The sequence below is a fragment of the Methylomonas lenta genome (assembly GCF_001644015.1).
GTDB lineage: Bacteria > Pseudomonadota > Gammaproteobacteria > Methylococcales > Methylomonadaceae > Methylomonas > Methylomonas lenta.
The window spans coordinates 37,288-58,341 of sequence record NZ_LUUI01000150.1; the positions used below are offsets into that span (position 1 = coordinate 37,288).

Sequence of the window (21,054 nt, forward strand, 5' to 3'; positions counted from 1 at the left end):
TTACGTCGGCTTGACTGTTAAGCGGCGTGGTCGTTTTTTCGAACTCTTATCGCCGTCTACCGCGCTACTGACTTTTTCTTTTTCAGTGTTTTTTACCAGGCTACCTATTTCAGTCTCCCGCCTGATTGAAACCTCTGATACGAATTGTTTAATTAAATCCATTGGGGCTTCAATTGTTAATACATCCCAGTTATCAGGTAAGTGACTTTTCTGTGCCTTATGCTCAATTTTCTTTGCAAGCATGTAAGCATCGAAGACTGAAAGAACAATGGAAGCTGTTTCGTTAACAGACTGCCGTGACCAACCGTAACGAACTGCAACCTTCTGGTAGACCTCGCCCAATACCAAAGAGGAATAGGCGGCCTCGATACGATGCTCAGAAATAGTCAGTAGTGGCCGTACTGTTTCAAATTCATCAATGGTCATTCGGCGCCTTTTTTTGGGGCCTCTAGTTGTCATATTGTTTTAAGTTATTTTGTATTAGCTATCTTAACATTAGCGATTTAACCGACTATACCCACAAAAAAACACCTAGTGAGCGGGTCATTGTTGGCTTAGCCTTTAACGTTACCTAAAATATTCAACAAACTAAACCGCGCCTTACTATCCACACCGTTTAAAAATGCCGCTAATGCAAAAGCCCTCGAGCCATAGCTGGAAAACAGGCCTTTGTGCAAGCCTTGAATAACTAAATTACCTATATTGCTGGCCGAAGTGCCTGAATCGTAGAATGACTGTAACCAGTCCTCAACCGCATCTTTTTCAACCTGGCTTAACGAAGCAATCGCATTTTTGGGTGTATTGCTTCTGCCAGTTCCAATAATAAATTCATATACTCTATTAAGTACGTCCTGTGGATTGACAGCGGAACTTTGTATGGCGATATCGTCTTCATCTTGATTTTTCGCGCCCGCGAAAACCTCAACCTGAACATCGACTTTACCCGGTTTCTTCTTAGGTGGCTTCACGCTATCTTTGACTTCCTTGACTTTATCCCGGGCATTATCCTTGAAGCGTGTATCTTTCAAATCATCGACTAATTTCTGAGCTGCAGCAGGATCAACCTTTTCAACCTGTTTAACCGCGTGGATAACTTCAATATCGGCGCTTATATCCTCATTGACAAGTCGCCTCGTTTGGTCAGGTAGGTTAAGCAATTCCAATCGCTTAGAAAGCCATGAGCGGCTTTTGCTACCGTACTTTTCTAATAATGCCTCGGTAGCTTTACCCTTACCTAATTTGAGCTCCAAGTTGTCAAGGTCGCGTTTGATTTTTCGGGATTCTTCAATCTGTGTTAGATTTTTGCGGTGAATGTTCTCGGCCATCTGCGCATCATCCGCCTGCTCATCTGACATTTCCTTAATGATCGCGGGAATCTGGGCAAGTCCGGCGATTTTAGCAGCCCTGAAACGGCGTTCCCCAGCAACTAAATCATAACTACCGGTCTCGTTAGGCCGTATCAAAATCGGCTGTAAAACACCATGTTCGGTGATATTCGCGGCCAAACCTTCAAGGCTGTTATCCTCATCGCTAAACTCTTCCCGAATTTGCGCCTTAACCTCGATCATATCTAGGTAAATCAATGAGTATTGCGGGCCTTCATTATTAAACAGTGCGTCAACGCCTTGGCCGATAATGTCCGTCGCTTCTGAAAATGCAGTTTTGCTTTTGTTCACAGTGAGCCTCTTACTGTCCGAATCCAATTTTTGCTAATACCGCTTTACAAGCTGCTTGCCACTCGATGGCGGCTTTTAGATGTCCTTCGCCTTTTGTGCCAAACCATACCGGACGGCGGTTGGCAATCGCTTTTCTAACCGGTGCGCGTTCCGGCAATGTTTCAGCCATAATGGCCGAACCATACTTGGCTCGTAACGATTCCAAACCTGCGCGTTCTTCGCCGCTGCGGTTATTGATCTTGATAGGTAAAATACCGATGTGCTTTAAGCGTGGGTTAAAGCCTTGGGTTCGAATTACGTGTATGGTTTGCATTAAATCCATGACACCAGCCAGCTCGTACAAGCCAACTGAAACCGGCGTTAAAACAAAATCGGCGGCAGATAACGCGGCCATCAAACGCACACCCAACAATGGCGGCGTATCGATAAAGCAAACGTCATAATCATTAGCGAAGGCGCGTAGGGCTTTGCTTGGGTGTCTAATCACTTGGTTTTCTGCTTTATCAATCGCAAGCAAACCGTTATCGGCCCGAATCAAGCCTAAACCGTCATTCACAACTAACGGCGCGGCTTTGCTTGGTTCCTCGCTGAATAGCGAAGAGGCCAGTAATGTATCGGTAGGCGTCGGCGAAAACGTCAATGACAGGCTGCCCTGCTTGTCCATATCCACCAGCAACACACGTAAACCAGCATCTTGAGCCGCATAAGCTAGATGCACGGCCAGCGTACTTTTTCCGACGCCGCCTTTTTGATTCGCAATAGCGAGAATTTTCATCATCTACCCCTTTCCAGATTCATCATGTGATGCGCGGATTATAAAACCGCGCATCTAACCTTAAATTACGTTGCATTGTCAGAACTGATAAGCCCACCCAGATTTATCGGGGTGGTGCCGCACATTAGGCCGCGCGTCTCTCCCTTTCGGCTTTAACGGTAGCCAAAGTGCTAGGGGTAAAATGGAAATCCAACTCAACACCTAACCGCGTCAATTCACGAATTAAGATATAACCTAATTTCGCGTTTTGATCGTCGCCATGCAAAATAACATAGCTAAACGCTTGATCAACCCCACCATCAACATTTTTTTTCGTTATGAACCAGTCGTTTCTACCAGAAAAATAATGAAGATAAACCAAAGCGTGGTTGCCTTTTCCGTCTTGTTCAAACGTCGATTGAATGCCTTCTATCAGCTCGGCAAGATCAACAATCAACCGCAAAAAATAATCATTTTCTTCACCGGTACAGATAGAAATTGATTGTGATTTTGAAATAAACGGCGCGAGGACATGCGACAGTTCAGCAGCCTTAACAGCTAATGAATTAGTGGAAAACTCGGTAGGGGTGTTATTAGAGGTAGCCATGCTATGCTTCAAATTACTGGCCTTGGCGAAATGCCCTGCCCTATATGGTTTTGAGTTTAACCACCTTGAAACCATGGTGTTATTATCCTGGTTTGTGCTTTTATTGTCAAGCTATTTACCTGACATTGTAATATATATTTTTGCTGCCTTTAGTTATTTAAGCGAACACACATCAACTCACGCACGTCAGTGGTATACCGTTGAGAAACCCGCCCTACTCTGGGTTTCCAGATTTGATCGATGTCGGCCGTAGTAATAGCAATGCTTTTGGAAAACGGAGGTTGATGTGATCGACAGTTTTCATTAAGGCTCGGTTTTGCACTGGTAAACCATTGTCGGCAAAGTCGAATAGCTCAGCTTGTCCCGGTGCGGTTGCTGCATACTTACACCGCATGGATCACAGTAGTGACCACGCCCCAAATCACCAGCTCCAAATCGTCACTAAGCACGATGTCGGGATAATCCGGATTTTCTGCTTTCAGCTTCCATTTTTTGTTTTCGCACGCTAGGCGCTTAACCGTCAGATCGCCGTTTAGTGCGCAAATTATGATTCTACCCGCCACCGGCTCAATGGATCGGTCGACGACCAAGATGTCGTTGGGGTGAATGCCGGCCCCGAGCATCGATTCGCCTTGTGCCCGAACAAAGTAAGTCGCTGCGGGTTTTTGGACCAGCAATTCGTTCAAGTCCAGACTTTTATCGATATAGTCTGCCGCTGGCGAGGGGAAACCCGCAGATACTTTGCCGGCGAACAACGGCAGGCGAAGTTGTTGTAGCAAGCGAGTCGGCTTCGACACGGCCAGTCGATTTGCCAAAATCATCACATCATCTACGACATTACGTTTGAAAGGCATTACAGGCATGGCATCATAAGCAGTCTGATGAGCGGGTCGCATAGCCTACCATCGAAATGAATATTGTTCTATGTTTGTTCTTATTGGTGGCGTTACCTTCCTCTCGGACATTGGCAAGCAATAGGCCTAAGCCATATCCAAATCAGTCGGCACCGCCGCACCTCATTTTCGCGCCCGCGAAAATACAAGATAAATCGATTGTATTGTGCAATACAATCCAAGGAGAATTATGCACATTAGCCAAGCAAGGGGGTCTCCAATCTACCCCCGAAAAAGCTGGCTTGTGTATAATTCCACCGCCATCGTTTAGGGTTTTGAGCATGGCGATAGCCTTGCGTAGTATTAGGGATAAGCCCAGCGGCTAAGGGAGGTGTGACGGTGCGGAGTTTACGTAGCATTGGCACACGTCCCTTATTGAGCGTTGGCAAGGCGGTCTGTAAGGTTGGCCGCGCTAGCGGCCAAGTCGGCACGACCGAGCGAATAGCGAGCCTGGAACGGGCGTCCGGTTTTCGCGAATAGCGAAAATGCCCCAAAATCTAAAAACACTTCCTCACCAAGCAAACGAAAGATCACGTTGAATGTTGAACAGCCAACCCATTGAAAAAGTCGGTTATAAACTGCCTGGCGAGCTCAAGGGCGGTGTCGTAGCTGAAATTTTTATAAAAGAATTTCTGAGTAGGTCCGCCCGCAATCCGGCCGGAACATCACCTTGTAGCCGTCGATATGCCGGAAAACCTCTGCAAGCGTTTGGCATGCGGGCGACTTCATCAATGAGCCCAATACCGACAGGTGAACCACCGGCCAGCAACACGAGTTTTGTTATCGGCATCAATGGGTACTTATTATGTCGTTTGTCATGGCATAAAAATCGTAGCCAAATTATCATCAAAAATTCAAAGATAAAACTGGCAGTCATACCTGAGAGTTTTATTCCCTTCCTTAATCACTTCGCGCGATTGAAAGTAGTCTTTAAAATTCCTGGTCTCCCACATAATTAATCACCATAACCCCAGACATAACCAATAAACGCAATGCAGCGAAGAAACGGGAAGGGCGAAGCCCATCCCTTTTTTGATTTCTAACTAGCTTAGCTCTGGCGCAACCTCAACAGCCTCGATCAGCATCCACATAACCGTTTCAGCCAGCGAATGAATAACGTGGCCGTAAGCCTCATCTTGATTAGCAAGCCCGCCACTTTGCCGCTTAATTTCTTCAAGAAAATGCAAAGCCTTGTTGTGATTCTCGCGGGTAATGTGAAAAACTGAGCCGTTAATTATTTGATGTTCGTTTAGAGATTGTGAAGTATTGTTCATAGTCTGACGCTCGCCGAATAAAATTGATAGAAGAGGGAGCAGACTGGCCGCCTCCTTGCGGCCAGTCTGAAATTAAGCGGCTTTGAGTTTTCTCATCTCTTCGGCCAGCGTCCAAATTGCTTTATTGAGTCTAACGTTTTCGCTAACGCCCTTAACCTCACGCGCTCTTTGTGAACGTTTGGTTTCCTTGTTTTGCACCTCCACGCCGCCTTTCAACAATTTCTCTTGCAGAACGTTAAAAGTCGTCCAAAGGTCGGGTGAACGGTCGGCATCACGGCGGGGGCGTAACAATTCGTCGTTTTTAACGTTTGCCTCGTCGGCATCCCAGCGTAAACCCTTGGCGGCTTCTGCAAAAATGGCTTGTTCGTCTCTAGTGAGATTAAGGCCGCGCATAGCGTCCATGTGTTCAAGCGCTCGGGGTGTTTCCGTTACGATTTTATAAGTGCCTTCGATCACGTTATTGATTACGTTTCCGCTGTGACGAACGCGGATGCAATCAATTTGCCCGTCCGCAACGATCATCCCGTTTGAACAAACCAAGCGATAAAGTCCGGCGCTGAGCTGGTAAGAACTTGTGCCATCGTGCGAATTGAGCAAAACGATTTCCGGCTTAACTTCACCAACTGTAGAAAAGCCGTCATGTTGGCGGAACCGTAAAAGGTGTTTAGCAAAGCCTTTTTTAGATTCATCACGCACGCGAGACTCGGAAGCGTACACAGGCAAAAATCCCTCGTCGCGTAATGCCTCAACAATGTTGATCGTCGGGATAAATTTATAAGTTTCTTTGCGTGATTCGTGTTTTGTTTCAGCGAAGACAGATGGCGCTAAACGGTGTAAAGCGTCATTATCAAGTGGGGATTGGGTTTTGGTGCCATAGAAACGATTGTTAAACATGGTAAATAACCTCTTTCAAACTGGCCTTGGCGGAATGCCCGGCCCTATATGGAATTGAGTTAAACCACCTCGAAACCATGGTGTTATTATCCCTGCTTATGTCCTTAATGTCAAGCTATTTACCTGACATTTAAATATATTTTTCAATAAGTTAAGTGAAAAATACACTATAAAAACCGCCAAATGGCACACCGATTGCAATCGGGATTAAGGGTTCAGGGATGCGGGAAATCAGAATAGCGCGGCGATAGCCGCACCGCTTGTTATACAAGGTAAAACAGGGCTTGCCTGAGTGTAGCATCGGTCTTAATGGGACGAGGGCTTGCGGTGCGTACAGGTGGACAGGCTGGCCGGTGCGGTCAAGGGGTGGGTGCGGCCCGCAGCATAGCGAGGACACGGCCCCTTGACCGAATAAGCCGGGCAGTCTGGCATACTGTGCGCACACTACGCACGCCTCGTGGCATTAAGACGCCACACAGGACACACCGACCAGGTCTAAACCAACAATATCCTTTAGGGGTTTGAGCATGGCGATAGCCTTGCGTAGTATTAGGGATAAGCCCAGCGGCTAAGGGAGGTGTGACAGTGCGGAGTTTACGTAGCATTGGCACACGTCCCTTATTGAGTGTTGGCAAGGCGGTCTGTAAGGTTGGCAACGCTAGCGGCCAAGTCGGCACGACCGAGCGAATAGCGAGCCTGGAACGGGCGTCCGGTTTTCGCGAATAGCGAAAATGCCCAAACAAAAATTAAAGCATTACGTGACAAGCGTTCCTGAATGCCTCGGGATTTTTATTCTCTCCTAACCCAAAAACAATAAGACCTTCTTCACGCAGCCGCATAGTTAGACCAGTAAAGTCACTGTCACTTGTAATCAAACAAAACCCATCAAATTTACAAGTGTAAAGCAAATCCATTGCATCAATAATCATTGTGCTGTCGGTGTCATTCTTGCCAGTTGCAGAAATATCAATCCCGGCTTACTGGCAAGCAACGCTGTGCGCATCGTTAATTTGAGCACACGAAGGCTCGCCCCAGCGAATAGCAGGCAACACCATTGCATGGGTAATTTTCTCAGCCTTATCGTAATGTTCCCAAAAAGCTTTGGTGGCTGCGTTGTCATCGGGGTGGGTATCCACTGCCTATTTTTCCCATCCATTCTATTAAGTCTATCGATAATTTGCCGATTGGTCGGGTATAGGTGACAGCTATCCGCCTGTTGATACCATCGAGCCTCAAAATAATCTGTATTCATACGCTGGCTGCACTTAAGATCGTCCGGTCTAAGTCATAAGAGCATTTCGTTTTACCGTCTAACAGCGTCTATTATTTTATGCTCGGGAGTAGTATTTACCCTTGATCGACCTGCTGACAAGAGGCAGCGTCCGCCTGAAAAAAAAAGCCAAAATATTTTCGCGCCCGCGAAAATTACCATGCTTAGGCTGTAAATAAATGTATGTCAAACCAACAACATAAAGTTAATAGGCGGCTCTAAGGTGTCTTAATTGGCGTCAACCGGGCAAAAATGGCTAAAATGCATGCAAAAAGTCGCTTGTAACGACATACTATATCTAATGCACACTAGCCATGAACACCGAACAAGAACAAGAACAAGAACGCCAGCAAAATCACAAAGAATTTCGTGACATCCTCTCCACATACAACATCACACAAGTGCAGGCCGCTGAACTAATTACCATGGAAACCGGCCAAAAAGTGGGAGCGAGAAAGGTACGCACATGGTTAGCAGACCCCGAAGTACCTTCATCAAGAAGCTGCCCGAACTGGGCGCTAACAGCATTAAAACGCATCACGGAAAATCTTACCTCGGGTAAGTCAACTAAAAATTGACAAAAATTATTTGACATAGGCTCACTGAGCCTATAACATCAAAACCAATTCAACAGTTTTCCTGGTTATAATCCGGAAAACCTCGAGCAATGGACGATGTTATGCACACACATTTCCGCGTCGCAATAATGCTACTCACCATGTCCGTAGCTACGCCGACAATCGCCCAAACGCCGGCCACTATCGTTGACAGTGCACAACAAACCGCCCGCGACACAGAAAAGCTCACCATTCTGCAGGCTGAATTGACCGAACAAAAACAGATAGCCGCCAACCTACAACAAAACCGCGCAGTCCAACTTGCCAGCGGTGACAAAACTGAACTCGATAGAACCGAGTTCAGACTGGAAGAGGTAAGCAATAATATTGCTCAGCTACAACAGGAAATTGACCTGGTCCAAGGCAAAACCAAAGCTTTCAAAACCGTTATCGTCAAGCCCGTCTACCCGCCTAAACCGGATGATATGAAAACCGCTAAAAATGGCCAGCCCGAACCCATCTCTACCGCCGGCCCTTGGTGGGACTTGTATAACAGACACAGTGCTGCCGCAAAATGAGTACATTCAACTCCGATAAAATCCGACAGGAGCCGTTGGGCCAATTCGCCACTTCACCCAATGACATCACACACAACCGCACCAATACACTTGAGAAGCACCAAAAACAACTCACAAAATTGCACCGCAAACTGGCGAAAATGCAAAAAGGTAGCAATCGCTATATCAAACAAGAAACCAGAATTACCAAGCTTCATAAACGCATGATCAACATCATAAAATCCTGCGGACACACTAATGCAGAAGACAAAAAAATCCAGGCTCTTTTTGCCTGCGTTGCCTGCGACCACCACGAAAACGCGAAACCAACGCAGCCAAAAATATCTTGATTAAAGGTGTTTTAAATACGGCGATATAGGCCGAAATTTACGGACGGGGAGATATCGGCTCTGTTTTATGAAAGTAAAACAACCAGTATTGTTGAAACGTCAAGGTATTTACTAGGGTAGCAAAAAGCCCGATGTTCCCCGTGCCTAAGCGGGAAACAAACCGTTTAGATTTTCGCGTCCGCGAAAATCTACGGCGATTAACACCCACCCCCAAAAACACGGAGAAATACCGGATGAATAAAACAACTCGTAAATTCCTTCAACAAGCCCTTATCGCTGTACTCTGTTTGAGTGTAGAGCAAGCCACCTATGCCGCAGGTCCATTCACTACTGGAGCTAGCGCACTCTCAACCGACTTACTCGCCGTCCTAACACCCGTTGCCGTTATTGCGGTTATGGTTCTCGGCGCATTGGCATGGTTCGGTCGAATATCGTGGATGTTAGCCGTCAGCGCCATGATCGGCATCGTTCTCGTATTTGGATCACAACAGGTTGTGACCTGGGTACGCGGACTGTTCGGAGTTTGACTCATGAACCGCAACAACGGACTGCAAGCAGACCCTTTATTTGTTGCAGCTACTCGCCCGCCCATGCGATTCGGTGTTACCACCGGGGGCATGGTGTTAGGGGCGATGGTGGTTATCGAAATGTTTTTAATGACTCGAAACCTGCTTTGGCTACTGGCCTACATACCTATACACGGTGTACTGGCCTTGCTGTTAATGCACGAATGCCGTTTTTTCGATCTTCTAACATTATGGGCCAGAACCAAAGGGCTGAACTGGACAAAAGGCAACATCAAACAATGGAAAGCCAGCAGTTACACCACGAACCGCTACAACTTACCCGATTCGAAAGGGCGACGCAAACTACCGCCCCACTATTCACCCTAACCGCAAAGAGAATGCTATGTCGGCCATACCAGCATTAAAAAACCACAAAGCTCTAATGAGGGAAGAGGCCGCCGCCTTGCACATTCCCTACACCATCCACATTAACGAACACGTCGTCAAAACCCACAACGGCTACGTCATGGCTTTCAAACTAGCCGGTATAGGTTTTGAAAACGCCGACGATGAACAGCTTAACAACTGGCACGAAAGGTTAAACGTTTTTTACCGCAACCTCGCCAAACCCAACATATCCATTTGGCAAACCGTGGTACGTCACCGCGAAAACACCTACCCCGAAGGTCAATTTGAACCCGGTTTTGCCCATGATCTCAACGAAAAATATCGTCAGCGTATCGCCAAAGAAACCCTGATGGTCAACGATATTTACATAGCGATAGTCTATAGGCCGCAACCTGGCCAGATAGGCCAGTCGGCCATGAGTTTCCTCAATCGCATTAATAAAGAAGTCGTACGCCAAGAGCAAGAGGAAGCGTTAGATGAAATGATGAAACTGCAACAACACGTCATGGCTGCGCTCAATCGATACGATCCAGAACCGTTGGGAATTTACCAAAAAGGGCAACACTATTATTCAACCCTTATGGAATACTTTGGTTTGCTCATTAATGGCGAATGGCAACGCATTGCGCTACCACGATCCCCCCTTAACGAAGTGTTGGCAACTTCACGACTATCATTCGGCACGGAGGCAATAGAGTACCGTACAGCCACGGAAACCCGTGTCGCCGCCGTATTGGGCGTTAAGGAGTATCCGACGCCTACCATCGTCGGTATGTTTAATGGCCTACTCAAAGCACCATTTAGTTTTGTACTGACGCAAAGCTATACCTTCATCACCAAAACCGCCGCTCAAGCGCTATTGGTCAATCAATATAACCGAATGGTGAATATCGGTGATTTAGCCCGCACCCAAACCGCAGACCTTGAAACTGCGATTGATCAAATCTCTGGCAATGAAATAGTAATGGGAGACCATCATTTTTCGTTGCTTATCCAAGGCGAACCCTTCGAAGGTGTTAAGGAAGCCGAAAACCAGCCTCGGCTACGCGAACTCAACACAAACATCGCCTGGGCCAAAACCGTTCTGGGCGATACCGGAATGACCGTAGCCAGAGAAGACCTTGCCATAGAAGCCGCATTTTGGGCGCAACTCCCTGGTAATTTTACTTACAGACCCCGATTATCGCCGATCACTAGCCGCAACCTTGCAGCTATGGCCCCTTACCATAACTACCCTGTGGGCCGAGCCACTGGCAACCATTGGGGAGACGCCATGGTCGTACTGATCAGCAACGCCAAAAGTAACTACTATTTTTCACTCCACGCCAGCGATCCCAAAGACCCAACCGGCGGCAGCAAAAAAGACGTAGCGCATACTTATTTGTGCGGCCCGACAGGCTCAGGTAAAACCGTTTTATTTGGTTTCATGGTTACCATGCTCCGGAAGCAAAACGTCACACAAGCCATTTTTGATAACGATTATGGCCTTGAAATACTGATCCGCGCATTAGGCGGTCGTTACCTAACCATCCAAAACAAACAGCCGACAGGGTTTAACCCCTTGCAACTCGAACCAACTACTAATAACGTCGAGTTTATGAGGCTATGGCTGCAACGGTTAGCCTACAGGGCAGACAAACCGCTGACTGAACGCGAACTTAAAAACCTCAGACAAGCATTGGATGGCACACTGGTTCTCGAACACAAATACCGTCGCTTATCACGGCTTATCGAATTTCTTGACGTTCGAGACCCCGAAGGTTTGTTTGCGCGTCTGAGCAAATGGGCGGAAAGCACAGCCGGCGAATACGCATGGGTATTTGATAACGAAACCGATTCCATCACCGACCTAATGGGACAAACCGCCACTATCGGCTTTGATAGTACCGACTTCTTGAAAAACCCCGTTACCTGCGCCCCGATAACCATGTACCTGTTTCATCTGGTTCAAACGCTCATGGACGGTCGCCGAATGCTGTGCTGGATGGACGAATTTTCACGATCAATCACGGACAGCGCCTTTCAGGAATTTGCGAAGGACGGCCTCGAACGCGCCCGCAAAAAAAACGCCGGCTTCATCTTTGTAACCCAAAGCCCAAGCTCTGTACTGCAAAGCCCTATCGCCCGCACTATCGTTGAACAAACCGCTACTCAAATATTCATGCCAAACGAGAAAGCGCGGGAAGAGGATTACATTGATGGGTTTGGATTGAGCGAACGCGAATATTTGTTGCTCAAGCAAGAAATCGAACCGGGCAGCCGTCAGTTTCTAATTAAGCAAGGTCACGCCAGCGTAGTATGCGAGTTAGACTTAAAAGGCTTCGATTTCGAGCTTGACGTTATATCTGGACGGGTGCAGAACATCGGCATCGTCCGCAAACTCATTGCCGAATTCGGCGAAGAACCTACCGTATGGCTCCCACTCTACAAACAACACCTAGATAATATTAAGGCCGAAAAATCTGCAATACACCACTACACCGAAACTCAAACCACCGGAGTTGAATATGAAGCCGTCTCATAAAACCCGTATAGCCGCCGCTTTAACCCTGGTGTTATTCGGCAATAACGCATTTCCCATCGACATTGTGAACGATCCCGCGCACATGGCCGAAACCATAGCCGGGTTTATGGAAGAACACGCCGACGCGATTGAGCAACTAACCACGCTTACGAATCAGCTTCAACAACTGCAACAGACCTATCAAATGGTCACATCGACCTATAACGGCATGACTGGCAACCGGGGATTTGGCGCTGTGCAACCCATCACCAACGCAGCCCGTAACTATCTGCCGCAAGGTAGTCAGGATTTAGTTGATGTTATCGACGGGGCCAGCGTCACCTATAACACCATGAGTGGACAGGTGCAAAACTTCACCAACCAAAACGCGATTCTCTCCCCGGAAGCAATCGCCAATCTCAACATGAACGCAAATCAGCTGAAACTGTTCACCCAGCGCCGCAAAAATAACGCCGCCATACAAGCTACCGCGACACAAAGCATGGACGCCGCTAGCCAGCGATTTAGCTATATCCAGCAATTGATGGATAAGGTTAATCAAACCCAAGACCCCAAAGGCATTGCTGAAGTGAACGCACGGATAGCCGGCGAACAGGCCATGTTGCAGAACGATCAAATCAAAATGCAACAACTGTACGCCAGCTTGCAAAACCAGGAACAGGTGAACCAGCAGCAGTTACGCGAGTTAGCGGTTCAGCAAGTCGGCAGTACAAGTACGTTGGTTCAACCCAACTATTCCGTTGTGAACAACCACTAAAAAAAAGGGGGGGGGCATGAACACAAAATTAATGTTAATTTCCGTTATAACTCTAACAGCCGCCGCCTCGGCGGTTGGCACCTATTACCTCACCAGTAACGGCCAACTCGGTAATTCTTCGGTGGCGACAGCCGCGAACTCACAAAACGACACTAACCCGGCGCAAGTCGTCGTGAATCAAGACCCGGAAAAGCCGCTAACCATCATTGTTAAAACAGAGATAGCGGAAAAACCGCATAAACCATCGAATATTGGCCATATCCGTGATTTAAAACAACCGCATTACGAAGTGATGCCCTCCCAGTAAATCAATAGAGAGAGTGTGATGGGATTTTTTATAACTTTTTGGGATTTTCTCCAAACCAATGTATTGAACATGGTTTCGACCATCACCAGCGATATTGCGGCCAGCCTGCAACCTGCCGCCGTCACTTTTGCAACGATGTACGTCATGTTATGGGGATATTTGCATTTTCGTGGGGCAATTGAAGAGCCGATTATGGACGGCGCCAAACGTATCATTCAGTTGGCGGCAATTTTGGGTGTTGCCCTAAGTTTATGGGAATACAACTCTGTTCTGGTCGATTTTTTTATCGCTACCCCAGAGTCATTGAGTGATGCCATTTTAGGCGGCAATGCAGCTATTAACGTTGTTGATACCGTATGGGTACAAGGGGCCACGGTAGCTGAATCGCTTATAAGCCAAGGGGGTATAGTCGATGGCAATTTTGGTTTTTATCTAGCCGGGTTCGCGGTTTATCTGTTCGTTGGAGTTATCTGCGTCTGGATGGCTTATTTATATTGCCTGTCATTAGTGGCGGTCGGTTTATTGTTAGCAATCGGCCCGTTGTTCATTCTGGGATTGATGTTTGAGACAACCAAGCGGTTTTTCGAGAGTTGGGTCGCGCAACTGTCCAATTATTCGTTAATCATTGTATTGGCGTCGGTAGCCTCAAAACTACTATTGAACATGCTAGAACAATACGCCCAATCCGCCGCCGCAAAAGGAGCTGGAATACAGATTGCGGAAGGCATCCAGCTCTGTCTCGCCAGCGGTTTCATCCTGTTAATCATGCGGCAAGTTCCAAGCATCGCCGCCGGCCTAGCAAGTGGTGTTGCCATCAGTACGTTTAATAGCCTGAGCCGATTGCTAAAAGGGGCGGGCGGCGGCACAGGCCGCACGTTGTACCAATTCGGTCGTGGTGTAGCAGATGGTCGAGCCGGCGAAAAAACCAGTCGCTATATGCCAATCGCTCGCAACCTTGGTAATCGCTTAACCTCTCGAACTCCCAGCGCCGCGCAAACAGGCGGCAAAATCGCCCGAAGCAATGTATTTTAACGATGTAAACATTTTCGCGCCCGCGAAAAATAACCATGGAGTTACCAATGAACTTTAAAAACAAAACCTGGACGCTACATATCCTATTCGGGATGTGTATCACTCTGGCATGGGGTTTTTGGTTTGACTACAGTTATTCGCAATGGTGGGTCTGTTTGGCGCTGACTACATGGGCGAGTACCCTATTGCGTCAGCATTTCAACATACCCGACGAAGGCGAAATCACCCTATGCAGTCCTATGCATTTCAATCCCATCCAACAAAGTAGAGAGGCGGCCCAATGACGTTGTTACGCGACCAAATTCTGGTCGATCCCGCCGCTTCCGACTGGTTAAAAACAGCTTTGCGTGCCGCCATGGCACGCGATCCTGTTGATGCGGTTAAGGACGCCGAAACATTGCTAAAAGCGCTTATTGAAAAACTCGATGCGCTCATGCAATCGGCATGAAGCCTACTGTGCGGCGATGAGGTAGCCGCACTCGATCATTTATACGGCAGGGAAAATCCGGATGGAAGACAACCTGGAACGCGAAAGAAACCAACAAGAATTTCGCGCCATTCTCTCCACATACAGCATCACACAAGCACAAGCCGTAGAACTGATTACCAGGGAAACAGGGCAGAAAGTAGGTACGAGAAAAGTTCCCACATGGTTGGCAGACCTTGAAACACCCTCATCAAGAAGCTGTCCGAACTGGGCGATAACGGCGTTAAATAAAAGAATCCAGCGCCTCCAAAAATAATTAAAACAAATAAGTGGGGTGATTACATTAAGCTTGACATAGGCTCAATGAGCCTATAGCATCAACACATACTAACAACTAACCATCTGTGCCGCCATGAACTATAAGCACCCCAAACACCTTATTTTTATACTTTGGTTGTTCACCCACATAACCGCTTGTAGCTCAATCAAGCCGTTACCGCGTTGCACCGATGAATTTACCCCAATCAATGCAGATAGGGCGGTGAGACCATGAAAAAACGAGACCCAGAACTAGATGCGTACCTTGAGGAAGGGCGTACCTGGGAAGCCAACAAGCTCCGCGACGCCCTTAGACAAAATACATTCCTACGCTGGACTATCGCTGGACTGATCGCCATCGCCATGAGTTTGGCCTGGGCCATCAAAGGACTAACCCCGTTAAAAACCACACAACCTTATGTTGTGCGTGTCGACAGCTCAACTGGGATTGTAGATGTTGTGCCGATATACAACGGCGAAGCCGAAGTATCGGAACTCACCACGCGGCACCTGCTCACCCACTACCAAACCGCCCGCGAACGCTACTTCTATGCCATCGCTGAAACTGACTATGAAATGGTCGGGGCATTCAACAATGCCAAACTCAATGACGAGTGGGCGCGAGCCTGGCAGGAAACTAACCCCGAATCGCCACTAGTGAAATATAAGGACGGCACAACAGTAACCGTACACGTTAAAGGCATTACCTTTCTGGAGCCGGATAGCGGCGCAAGAGATACCGCTCAAATCCGCTTTACCACCGAAAAACGTCAAGGCGGCAACGGCTCCCCACGGATTAATCATTGGTTGTCTACCATCAAATATGCCTACGGCGAGCCGTCGAAACAAGACAAAGAGCGTAGCCTTAACCAGTTGGGATTTCGGATTACCAGTTACCACAAAGAACCGGAAGTCATTGCCGAACAAACGCAAATCCCGAATGGAGGCAAACCATGAGAACAGTTGCTCAATTAACTACCGTATCGCTATTAGTATGGGGATCGGCATGCGTGGCTGAGATTCGCCCCGCGCCAGGCATCACGGACCCTAGGGTGCGGGAAGTCGTATATGACAAAGACGACGTAATCAGGCTGACCGGATACATTGGCTACCAAACCCACTTGCGACTTGCGCCTGACGAGCAATTTATCGGTGTGGGGGCAGGGGATACTGGCGGCTTAGATATAACCGCAGATGGTAACGATACCTGGATCAAACCGAAAGCAGAGCTGGTGAGAACCAATATCGACGTAAAAACCAATTTGCGTGTTTACCACTTCGATTACGAAGTGAGAAAAGATCCGCCGAAAAACCGTTACCACATGATCTATTCGATTGCCTTTCGCTACCCGGAAGATGAAGAGAAACAACGAAACGACCGCACGGCCAGAAACAATCTTCGCGACAAACTACACGCCGCACCCTACAAAGCGAACCGCGATTACTGGTATTGCGGCAGTCCTTCAATGAAACCTATTGAAACTTATGACGACGGCATTCAAACCCATATCAAGTTTAGCGCCCATGCCGAATACCCGGCCATCTTTTCTGAAAACGAAGATGAGACGGAATCATTGATCAACTTCCATATAGACCCGGACAACGAAGAGGTCGTTATTCACCGTGTAGCCCATCGCTTTATTTTGCGACGTGGCAACTTAGTTGGCTGTGTAGAGAACCGGCAATTTACCGGCGGCGGCAAGCGCTTGACCTCCGGTACAGTCAAAGAAGATGTGATCCTGAAAACACAACCTACAGAAAACGAGGCCGCTGGTTATGAATAACACAAACGATACCCACATAGACGAAATGGAACATGCCGAACAAGTTGCGGGTGAGCGTAGAATCCCCAGCGTCACAAGAGGTCAATCAGTTCAATCTAAACTCAACAATATTTTTGCCATTGGCTTAATTGTCTTACTGGGCGGTGGTTTCTTAATGTGGTACTACACCAACCTTGCAGGTAAACAAAAACTGGCCGAAGACGCCAAACGCAAACAACAGGAGCAATTGTTACAAGCCGACGGCAACTTGCCTAAATTGGGAGCTATTCCGTTTCCAAGCCAACCACAACCCGCAGCCCCGCAACCCACAGAACCGTTCAACGCCGGCAACCTATTCGGGCCACCACCCGAACTGGCCGATAACGGCGCCGGCAACAACGGCCAACCAAAACCCAAAACCCCCGAAGAACTGGCATTGGAACGCCGTCTGAACACTCCTGTATATATCAAAACCGGGTTGCATACCGGCGCAAACGCAACCCAGCCTAATCAAGGACGCACCCCAGGCCAAAACCCGACGTTGACCGGCAATAACACAGCACTAGGCGACGCGCTTAAACCGACAACCATGGCAACAGCTCGTGCGCAAATGATGCCGTCATTGACCTACCTGATTCCAAAGGGTAGGAAAGGCGATTGCACCCTGGAAACGGCCATCGACTCCCAACTCCCCGGCCTTGTGACCTGCGTACTGGCGTATGACATATTCGGGGCAGATGGCAAAGTGCCATTGCTGAAACGCGGCACCGCTATTAATGGTGAAACCCGGTCGAACGTACAGCAAGGCCAAAACCGTCTTTTTGTGATTTGGACAGAAGCCCGCACCGAAACTGGCGTCATTGCTCAACTCGACTCGCCGGCTACCGACTCGTTGGGTAGATCGGGCATAACCGGCGAAGTGGATAATCACTTTTGGGATAGATTCGGGGCGGCGATACTGATTTCAGTGATCAACGGCGCTATACAGGCCGGTACCAATTACGCCAGCGGTGCGGGCAATAGCGGCGGAACGACGTTGAACTACAACACCCAGCAGCCCAATAGCGTCATGACAGAGGTGTTGAGAAGCACGGTCAATATTCCACCGACCATCAACATCCCGCAAGGTGAACGCGTACAAATCCTGTTTGCCCGCGATGTTGATTTTCGTTCGGTGTATTCCTTAGAGGACAAATATCAGTACATCTACGACGAAGCCGAAGCCAAGTACCGGATGAACTAAGCCTACATTTTCGCGCCCGCGAAAATTCAAAGACGAAATCACCCTATCAGGGGAATGAAATGGAAACGGCACTAAGACTCGATAACATAGAATATTTAAGCGCATTGCATCACTACCTAACGCCACTGCGTTTCATATTGGACGATGATAATGTAACCGAGATTTGCATAAACAAACCATTTGAAGCCTACGTCCAGCGTTATGATGGAAAAGCCTGTGAACAACTGAAGTTCGCCTCGCCCGGCTGGTGTCGGAACATGGCGAACTTGGTAGCCAACAAAACCGCGCAAGGTGCTGACGAAGTAACGCCATTGTTATCCGCAGACCTCCCAACTGGCGAGCGGATTCAGTTTGTATTACCGCCCGCCGCCGAACACGTTTCCATCACCATTCGCCGGCCATCAAAAACGGTATGGACGCTTGATGAACTCGACGAAAGAGGGCTATTTGGCGAATGCATAGACGCCAGCGACGAACTCGATGAAGTTGAGCGCGAATTGCTCGCACTTAAAGAAAAACGCCGATATAGCGAATTTATTAAACTGGGCATCCTTGCCAAAAAAAACTTTCTGCTCTCCGGTGTCACCGGCTCCGGCAAAACCACCGTCAATAAAGCGCTGATCCTCGAAATACCCGAATACGAACGCATTATCACCATCGAAGACGCCAAGGAGTTAGTGATAGTCAATCAGCCTGATCATGTGCGGCTGCTGTATTCGAAAGGCGGGCAGGGGCAAGCCAACGTAACCCCGAAAGCGTTGCTCGAAGCTTGTTTACGGATGAAACCAGATCGTTTGTTTCTGGCAGAATTGCGGGGTGATGAAGCATTCGAATACCTGAGAGCCGTTGCATCGCATCCAGGCTCAATCACCAGCGTACATGGCCACACTGCACAATTGGCCCTGGCGCAAATGGTCTTATTGCTCAGACAAAGCCCAGCGGGCCAAGCCCTACAAGCGGAAGAAATCAAGTCACTGCTTTACCAAACTATCGACATCGTTTTGCAGTTCAACCACGAACGGCGGGTAAAAGAAGTCTGGTTCAAACCTGAGCTAAAACGCGCTCACAGCCTATGAAAAAGATCGGCAAAACAGTAGCAGGGGTATTGATAGCCATCGTGGCTGGACTCTACCTGTCCGGCTATTTTTTTCTGGCGGTCAATCATCAAAACCCCATTCAGACCACCCCGATTACCATTCTGCAATACGGTCATTATTACGGCCACAAGCCTGCGATTCGTAAGCGCTTGATCGGCAGCACGGTAGCCGGCTTTGTGGTGATAGGGGGTGTCGTCGCTATTCCATTGATGCCACGCCGCCGGTCATTACATGGCGACGCTAAATTCGCATCCCGCAAAGAAATCAAAGATCGCGGCCTGTTAGATGGCGACGGCATTATTGTTGGGAAAATGGGTAATCAATATCTAACAATTCCCGGTCAACAGGGCGCAATACTGGCCGCACCGCCTAGATCGGGCAAGGGTGTTGGTGTGGTCATTCCGAATCTACTCAATTTTGCCGGCTCCGTGATTGTGATTGACGTCAAAAAGGAGAACTGGAAAGCCACCGCCGGATTCAGGCAAAAACACGGGCAAGCAGTCCATCTATTTGATCCGCTATCGGAATCCGGCCATACCGCCCGCTGGAACCCGCTTTTTTATGTGTCCAACGATCCCGGTATCCGGATTAACGATGTGCAACGCATCGCCGAAATGCTCTATTCGGTCGAGACCAATAAAGACTCATTTTGGGTATTAAGCGCAAGAACGTTGTTTTTAGGTATCGCCCTTTATCTGTTCGAAACCACTGACAGTCTGAGAACCATCGGCGAAGTCTTACGGCAAGGTATGTCGGGCGGCACAACCGGAGAGGGTTTTGTCGAGCATTGGAAAGGGATACTCGCCCGACGTAGAGGGGGCAATAACCCGCTTTCGTGGCAATGTGTCTCGTCTATTTACGAAGTCATTGACCTACCACCGCAAACAGCCGGCGGTATTCGTAAAGAACTCACCTCGAAACTGTCACTCTGGCTGAATCCGCTACTGGACGCCGCCACATCGGGCAATGACTTCGATTTGCGGGACTTGCGTAAAAAACCCACATCCATCTATGTCGGTGTCAAACCTGACGACCTAGACCGCATACGCCCCGTTCTAAGCCTGTTTTTTCAGCAAGCCATCGGCTTACACACCCGCGAACTACCCGAACACAACCCGCTACTGAAACATCAACTGTTATTGCTGCTCGATGAGTTTACCGCTTTGGGCCGGATTCCGATTATCGAAACATCCAGCGGCTTTCTACCTGGCTATAACGTGCGGATACTGCTGGTCATTCAAACGCCGTCGCAACTACGCTCAGTCTATGGCAGGGATGGGGCGGATACCATTATCAAAACCCTGGCCGGACGCATTATGTTCGCGCCTAAAGATTTTATGGACGCACAGGAAATCTCGAATGATCTAGGTTCCACGACCGTCAAAGGCAAAAGCCGTTCGCGGCCTATGTGGGGTACGAAAGGCAATAGCACAACGGAAAGCGATCAACGCCGCATGTTGCTGATGCCGCAAGAAGTTAAGGAAATCGGCGAAGACAAGGAAATCATCATCTATGAAGGTATCCGCCCAATACTGGCCGAAAAAATCATTTATTACCAAGATCGGCATTTCAAAAAACGCCTACTTGCAGCCCCTAGAATAAAGCGCATCAAACCGGTCACAAGAGCCATCGAGGAAGTTATGACCGAGATAACGCCAAAAGCCGCATCCAACCACAGACCTTTAACGATAGCGGAAATCGAAAACTTCGACAGCCTATCGTTAACCGATTTTGCAATTGACACGCATTACATAGTACCGCCAACCGACCAGCCTATGACCTCTGAGGAGGTAAAGGCCGCTGCACAACGTTACCTCAATTTAGTCGTTGAAAACTAGGA

The 21,054-nt window shown here is 48.2% G+C and carries 30 protein-coding genes and 1 pseudogene; 20 read left to right on the forward strand and 11 right to left on the reverse strand.

What is annotated here, in order from left to right; translation table 11 throughout:
- The 6 genes from A1359_RS18420 to A1359_RS18445 form a co-directional block, all read right to left on the reverse strand.
- Entirely contained in the window at nt 1-426 is a 426-nt protein-coding gene (locus A1359_RS18420) for a hypothetical protein (protein ID WP_066986744.1), read from the reverse strand.
- Nucleotides 427-554: 128 nt separating this feature from the next.
- The gene (locus A1359_RS18425) at nt 555-1,676 is read right to left on the reverse strand and encodes a ParB/RepB/Spo0J family partition protein (RefSeq protein WP_198159408.1); all 1,122 of its coding nucleotides are present in this window, start codon (nt 1,674-1,676) and stop codon (nt 555-557) included.
- A gap of 10 nt (nt 1,677-1,686) precedes the next feature.
- Nucleotides 1,687-2,454 carry a ParA family protein gene (locus tag A1359_RS18430; RefSeq protein ID WP_198159409.1) on the reverse strand — a complete coding sequence of 256 codons (768 nt, stop codon included), beginning with the start codon at nt 2,452-2,454 and terminating at the stop codon, nt 1,687-1,689.
- Nucleotides 2,455-2,575: 121 nt separating this feature from the next.
- On the reverse strand, nt 2,576-3,037 hold the full coding sequence (locus A1359_RS18435) for a hypothetical protein (RefSeq protein ID WP_066986749.1): 462 nt from the start codon (nt 3,035-3,037) through the stop codon (nt 2,576-2,578).
- A 149-nt stretch (nt 3,038-3,186) separates the two neighbouring features.
- Nucleotides 3,187-3,387 (reverse strand): DUF4113 domain-containing protein, encoded by a 201-nt coding sequence (locus tag A1359_RS23735; RefSeq protein WP_408606565.1) that lies wholly within the window; start codon nt 3,385-3,387, stop codon nt 3,187-3,189.
- Nucleotides 3,388-3,420: 33 nt separating this feature from the next.
- The gene (locus A1359_RS18445) at nt 3,421-3,933 is read right to left on the reverse strand and encodes a LexA family protein (RefSeq protein WP_456297539.1); all 513 of its coding nucleotides are present in this window, start codon (nt 3,931-3,933) and stop codon (nt 3,421-3,423) included.
- 336 nt (nt 3,934-4,269) lie between these two features.
- Here A1359_RS18445 and A1359_RS22565 point away from each other — a divergent pair, with 336 nt between their 5' ends.
- Nucleotides 4,270-4,410 carry a hypothetical protein gene (locus tag A1359_RS22565; protein WP_157200599.1) on the forward strand — a complete coding sequence of 47 codons (141 nt, stop codon included), beginning with the start codon at nt 4,270-4,272 and terminating at the stop codon, nt 4,408-4,410.
- A gap of 59 nt (nt 4,411-4,469) precedes the next feature.
- The gene (locus A1359_RS18450; RefSeq protein ID WP_066986755.1) at nt 4,470-4,889 is read left to right on the forward strand and encodes a hypothetical protein; all 420 of its coding nucleotides are present in this window, start codon (nt 4,470-4,472) and stop codon (nt 4,887-4,889) included.
- Between the two features lie 84 nt (nt 4,890-4,973).
- Here A1359_RS18450 and A1359_RS18455 read toward each other — a convergent pair whose 3' ends face one another.
- Nucleotides 4,974-5,204, reverse strand: coding sequence for a hypothetical protein (locus A1359_RS18455; RefSeq protein WP_066986758.1), 231 nt, complete (start codon nt 5,202-5,204; stop codon nt 4,974-4,976).
- 72 nt (nt 5,205-5,276) lie between these two features.
- Complete coding sequence (locus tag A1359_RS18460; protein WP_066986762.1) at nt 5,277-6,098, reverse strand: DUF932 domain-containing protein; 822 nt, start codon at nt 6,096-6,098, stop codon at nt 5,277-5,279.
- Between the two features lie 585 nt (nt 6,099-6,683).
- Here A1359_RS18460 and A1359_RS22570 point away from each other — a divergent pair.
- Entirely contained in the window at nt 6,684-6,824 is a 141-nt protein-coding gene (locus A1359_RS22570) for a hypothetical protein (protein ID WP_157200600.1), read from the forward strand.
- A gap of 20 nt (nt 6,825-6,844) precedes the next feature.
- On the opposite strand, the gene A1359_RS18465 is transcribed toward A1359_RS22570, so the two are convergent.
- The 3 genes and pseudogenes from A1359_RS18465 to A1359_RS23740 all read right to left on the reverse strand — a co-directional run.
- Nucleotides 6,845-7,069, reverse strand: a complete 225-nt coding sequence (locus tag A1359_RS18465) for an NYN domain-containing protein (protein WP_332310098.1) — start codon at nt 7,067-7,069, stop codon at nt 6,845-6,847.
- 6 nt (nt 7,070-7,075) lie between these two features.
- Nucleotides 7,076-7,234 (reverse strand): hypothetical protein, encoded by a 159-nt coding sequence (locus tag A1359_RS22575; protein ID WP_157200601.1) that lies wholly within the window; start codon nt 7,232-7,234, stop codon nt 7,076-7,078.
- Between the two features lie 14 nt (nt 7,235-7,248).
- A pseudogene (locus tag A1359_RS23740) lies at nt 7,249-7,353 on the reverse strand (DUF4942 domain-containing protein); the annotation flags it as partial.
- Between the two features lie 329 nt (nt 7,354-7,682).
- Between A1359_RS23740 and A1359_RS18475 the strand changes: the two are divergent.
- The 17 genes from A1359_RS18475 (at nt 7,683) to A1359_RS18550 (ending at nt 21,052) form a co-directional block, all read left to right on the forward strand.
- Nucleotides 7,683-7,946, forward strand: a complete 264-nt coding sequence (locus A1359_RS18475; protein WP_083960719.1) for a hypothetical protein — start codon at nt 7,683-7,685, stop codon at nt 7,944-7,946.
- A 101-nt stretch (nt 7,947-8,047) separates the two neighbouring features.
- Nucleotides 8,048-8,503 (forward strand): hypothetical protein, encoded by a 456-nt coding sequence (locus A1359_RS18480; protein WP_157200602.1) that lies wholly within the window; start codon nt 8,048-8,050, stop codon nt 8,501-8,503.
- Complete coding sequence (locus A1359_RS18485; RefSeq protein ID WP_066986775.1) at nt 8,500-8,832, forward strand: hypothetical protein; 333 nt, start codon at nt 8,500-8,502, stop codon at nt 8,830-8,832. The genes A1359_RS18480 and A1359_RS18485 overlap by 4 nt, the downstream gene beginning before the upstream one ends.
- Nucleotides 8,833-9,065: 233 nt before the next feature.
- On the forward strand, nt 9,066-9,359 hold the full coding sequence (locus A1359_RS18490; protein ID WP_066986896.1) for a TrbC/VirB2 family protein: 294 nt from the start codon (nt 9,066-9,068) through the stop codon (nt 9,357-9,359).
- A gap of 3 nt (nt 9,360-9,362) precedes the next feature.
- Nucleotides 9,363-9,725, forward strand: a complete 363-nt coding sequence (locus A1359_RS18495) for a type IV secretion system protein VirB3 (RefSeq protein WP_066986777.1) — start codon at nt 9,363-9,365, stop codon at nt 9,723-9,725.
- 16 nt (nt 9,726-9,741) lie between these two features.
- Nucleotides 9,742-12,270, forward strand: coding sequence for a VirB4 family type IV secretion/conjugal transfer ATPase (locus A1359_RS18500; protein WP_066986780.1), 2,529 nt, complete (start codon nt 9,742-9,744; stop codon nt 12,268-12,270).
- The gene (locus A1359_RS18505; RefSeq protein ID WP_066986783.1) at nt 12,254-13,027 is read left to right on the forward strand and encodes a type IV secretion system protein; all 774 of its coding nucleotides are present in this window, start codon (nt 12,254-12,256) and stop codon (nt 13,025-13,027) included. The genes A1359_RS18500 and A1359_RS18505 overlap by 17 nt, the downstream gene beginning before the upstream one ends.
- Nucleotides 13,028-13,043: 16 nt before the next feature.
- Nucleotides 13,044-13,334 carry a hypothetical protein gene (locus A1359_RS18510; protein ID WP_066986785.1) on the forward strand — a complete coding sequence of 97 codons (291 nt, stop codon included), beginning with the start codon at nt 13,044-13,046 and terminating at the stop codon, nt 13,332-13,334.
- Nucleotides 13,335-13,352: 18 nt separating this feature from the next.
- Entirely contained in the window at nt 13,353-14,366 is a 1,014-nt protein-coding gene (locus tag A1359_RS18515) for a type IV secretion system protein (RefSeq protein WP_066986788.1), read from the forward strand.
- A 47-nt stretch (nt 14,367-14,413) separates the two neighbouring features.
- Nucleotides 14,414-14,650: a hypothetical protein gene (locus A1359_RS18520; protein ID WP_066986791.1), complete on the forward strand. Its 237-nt coding sequence runs from the start codon at nt 14,414-14,416 to the stop codon at nt 14,648-14,650.
- A complete protein-coding gene (locus tag A1359_RS22925; protein ID WP_198159410.1) occupies nt 14,647-14,814 on the forward strand; it encodes a hypothetical protein in 168 nt (55 codons plus the stop codon). Before A1359_RS18520 ends, A1359_RS22925 begins: the two co-directional genes overlap by 4 nt.
- A gap of 61 nt (nt 14,815-14,875) precedes the next feature.
- Entirely contained in the window at nt 14,876-15,109 is a 234-nt protein-coding gene (locus A1359_RS18525) for a hypothetical protein (RefSeq protein ID WP_066986795.1), read from the forward strand.
- A 233-nt stretch (nt 15,110-15,342) separates the two neighbouring features.
- Nucleotides 15,343-16,068: a virB8 family protein gene (locus tag A1359_RS18530; protein WP_066986798.1), complete on the forward strand. Its 726-nt coding sequence runs from the start codon at nt 15,343-15,345 to the stop codon at nt 16,066-16,068.
- Nucleotides 16,065-16,895 carry a TrbG/VirB9 family P-type conjugative transfer protein gene (locus A1359_RS18535; RefSeq protein ID WP_066986801.1) on the forward strand — a complete coding sequence of 277 codons (831 nt, stop codon included), beginning with the start codon at nt 16,065-16,067 and terminating at the stop codon, nt 16,893-16,895. Before A1359_RS18530 ends, A1359_RS18535 begins: the two co-directional genes overlap by 4 nt.
- Nucleotides 16,888-18,117 carry a type IV secretion system protein VirB10 gene (gene virB10 / locus A1359_RS18540; RefSeq protein ID WP_066986804.1) on the forward strand — a complete coding sequence of 410 codons (1,230 nt, stop codon included), beginning with the start codon at nt 16,888-16,890 and terminating at the stop codon, nt 18,115-18,117. The genes A1359_RS18535 and virB10 overlap by 8 nt, the downstream gene beginning before the upstream one ends.
- Before the next feature lie 59 nt (nt 18,118-18,176).
- Nucleotides 18,177-19,193 carry a P-type DNA transfer ATPase VirB11 gene (gene virB11 / locus A1359_RS18545; RefSeq protein WP_083960720.1) on the forward strand — a complete coding sequence of 339 codons (1,017 nt, stop codon included), beginning with the start codon at nt 18,177-18,179 and terminating at the stop codon, nt 19,191-19,193.
- Complete coding sequence (locus A1359_RS18550) at nt 19,190-21,052, forward strand: type IV secretory system conjugative DNA transfer family protein (RefSeq protein ID WP_066986807.1); 1,863 nt, start codon at nt 19,190-19,192, stop codon at nt 21,050-21,052. Before virB11 ends, A1359_RS18550 begins: the two co-directional genes overlap by 4 nt.
- The last annotated feature ends 2 nt before the right edge of the window (nt 21,053-21,054 follow it).

Bases quoted from the DNA above. Each gene is read 5' to 3' on its own strand.
- A1359_RS18420 (WP_066986744.1), bottom strand. From the start codon at position 426: ATGACCATTGATGAATTTGAAACAGTACGGCCACTACTGACTATTTCT.
- A1359_RS18430 (WP_198159409.1), bottom strand. From the start codon at position 2,454: ATGATGAAAATTCTCGCTATTGCGAATCAAAAAGGCGGCGTCGGAAAA.
- A1359_RS18435 (WP_066986749.1), bottom strand. From the start codon at position 3,037: ATGGCTACCTCTAATAACACCCCTACCGAGTTTTCCACTAATTCATTA.
- A1359_RS18445 (WP_456297539.1), bottom strand. From the start codon at position 3,933: ATGCGACCCGCTCATCAGACTGCTTATGATGCCATGCCTGTAATGCCT.
- A1359_RS18450 (WP_066986755.1), top strand. From the start codon at position 4,470: ATGTTGAACAGCCAACCCATTGAAAAAGTCGGTTATAAACTGCCTGGC.
- A1359_RS18455 (WP_066986758.1), bottom strand. From the start codon at position 5,204: ATGAACAATACTTCACAATCTCTAAACGAACATCAAATAATTAACGGC.
- A1359_RS18460 (WP_066986762.1), bottom strand. From the start codon at position 6,098: ATGTTTAACAATCGTTTCTATGGCACCAAAACCCAATCCCCACTTGAT.
- A1359_RS18475 (WP_083960719.1), top strand. From the start codon at position 7,683: ATGAACACCGAACAAGAACAAGAACAAGAACGCCAGCAAAATCACAAA.
- A1359_RS18480 (WP_157200602.1), top strand. From the start codon at position 8,048: ATGCACACACATTTCCGCGTCGCAATAATGCTACTCACCATGTCCGTA.
- A1359_RS18485 (WP_066986775.1), top strand. From the start codon at position 8,500: ATGAGTACATTCAACTCCGATAAAATCCGACAGGAGCCGTTGGGCCAA.
- A1359_RS18490 (WP_066986896.1), top strand. From the start codon at position 9,066: ATGAATAAAACAACTCGTAAATTCCTTCAACAAGCCCTTATCGCTGTA.
- A1359_RS18495 (WP_066986777.1), top strand. From the start codon at position 9,363: ATGAACCGCAACAACGGACTGCAAGCAGACCCTTTATTTGTTGCAGCT.
- A1359_RS18500 (WP_066986780.1), top strand. From the start codon at position 9,742: ATGTCGGCCATACCAGCATTAAAAAACCACAAAGCTCTAATGAGGGAA.
- A1359_RS18505 (WP_066986783.1), top strand. From the start codon at position 12,254: ATGAAGCCGTCTCATAAAACCCGTATAGCCGCCGCTTTAACCCTGGTG.
- A1359_RS18510 (WP_066986785.1), top strand. From the start codon at position 13,044: ATGAACACAAAATTAATGTTAATTTCCGTTATAACTCTAACAGCCGCC.
- A1359_RS18515 (WP_066986788.1), top strand. From the start codon at position 13,353: ATGGGATTTTTTATAACTTTTTGGGATTTTCTCCAAACCAATGTATTG.
- A1359_RS18520 (WP_066986791.1), top strand. From the start codon at position 14,414: ATGAACTTTAAAAACAAAACCTGGACGCTACATATCCTATTCGGGATG.
- A1359_RS22925 (WP_198159410.1), top strand. From the start codon at position 14,647: ATGACGTTGTTACGCGACCAAATTCTGGTCGATCCCGCCGCTTCCGAC.
- A1359_RS18525 (WP_066986795.1), top strand. From the start codon at position 14,876: ATGGAAGACAACCTGGAACGCGAAAGAAACCAACAAGAATTTCGCGCC.
- A1359_RS18530 (WP_066986798.1), top strand. From the start codon at position 15,343: ATGAAAAAACGAGACCCAGAACTAGATGCGTACCTTGAGGAAGGGCGT.
- A1359_RS18535 (WP_066986801.1), top strand. From the start codon at position 16,065: ATGAGAACAGTTGCTCAATTAACTACCGTATCGCTATTAGTATGGGGA.
- virB10 (WP_066986804.1), top strand. From the start codon at position 16,888: ATGAATAACACAAACGATACCCACATAGACGAAATGGAACATGCCGAA.
- virB11 (WP_083960720.1), top strand. From the start codon at position 18,177: ATGGAAACGGCACTAAGACTCGATAACATAGAATATTTAAGCGCATTG.
- A1359_RS18550 (WP_066986807.1), top strand. From the start codon at position 19,190: ATGAAAAAGATCGGCAAAACAGTAGCAGGGGTATTGATAGCCATCGTG.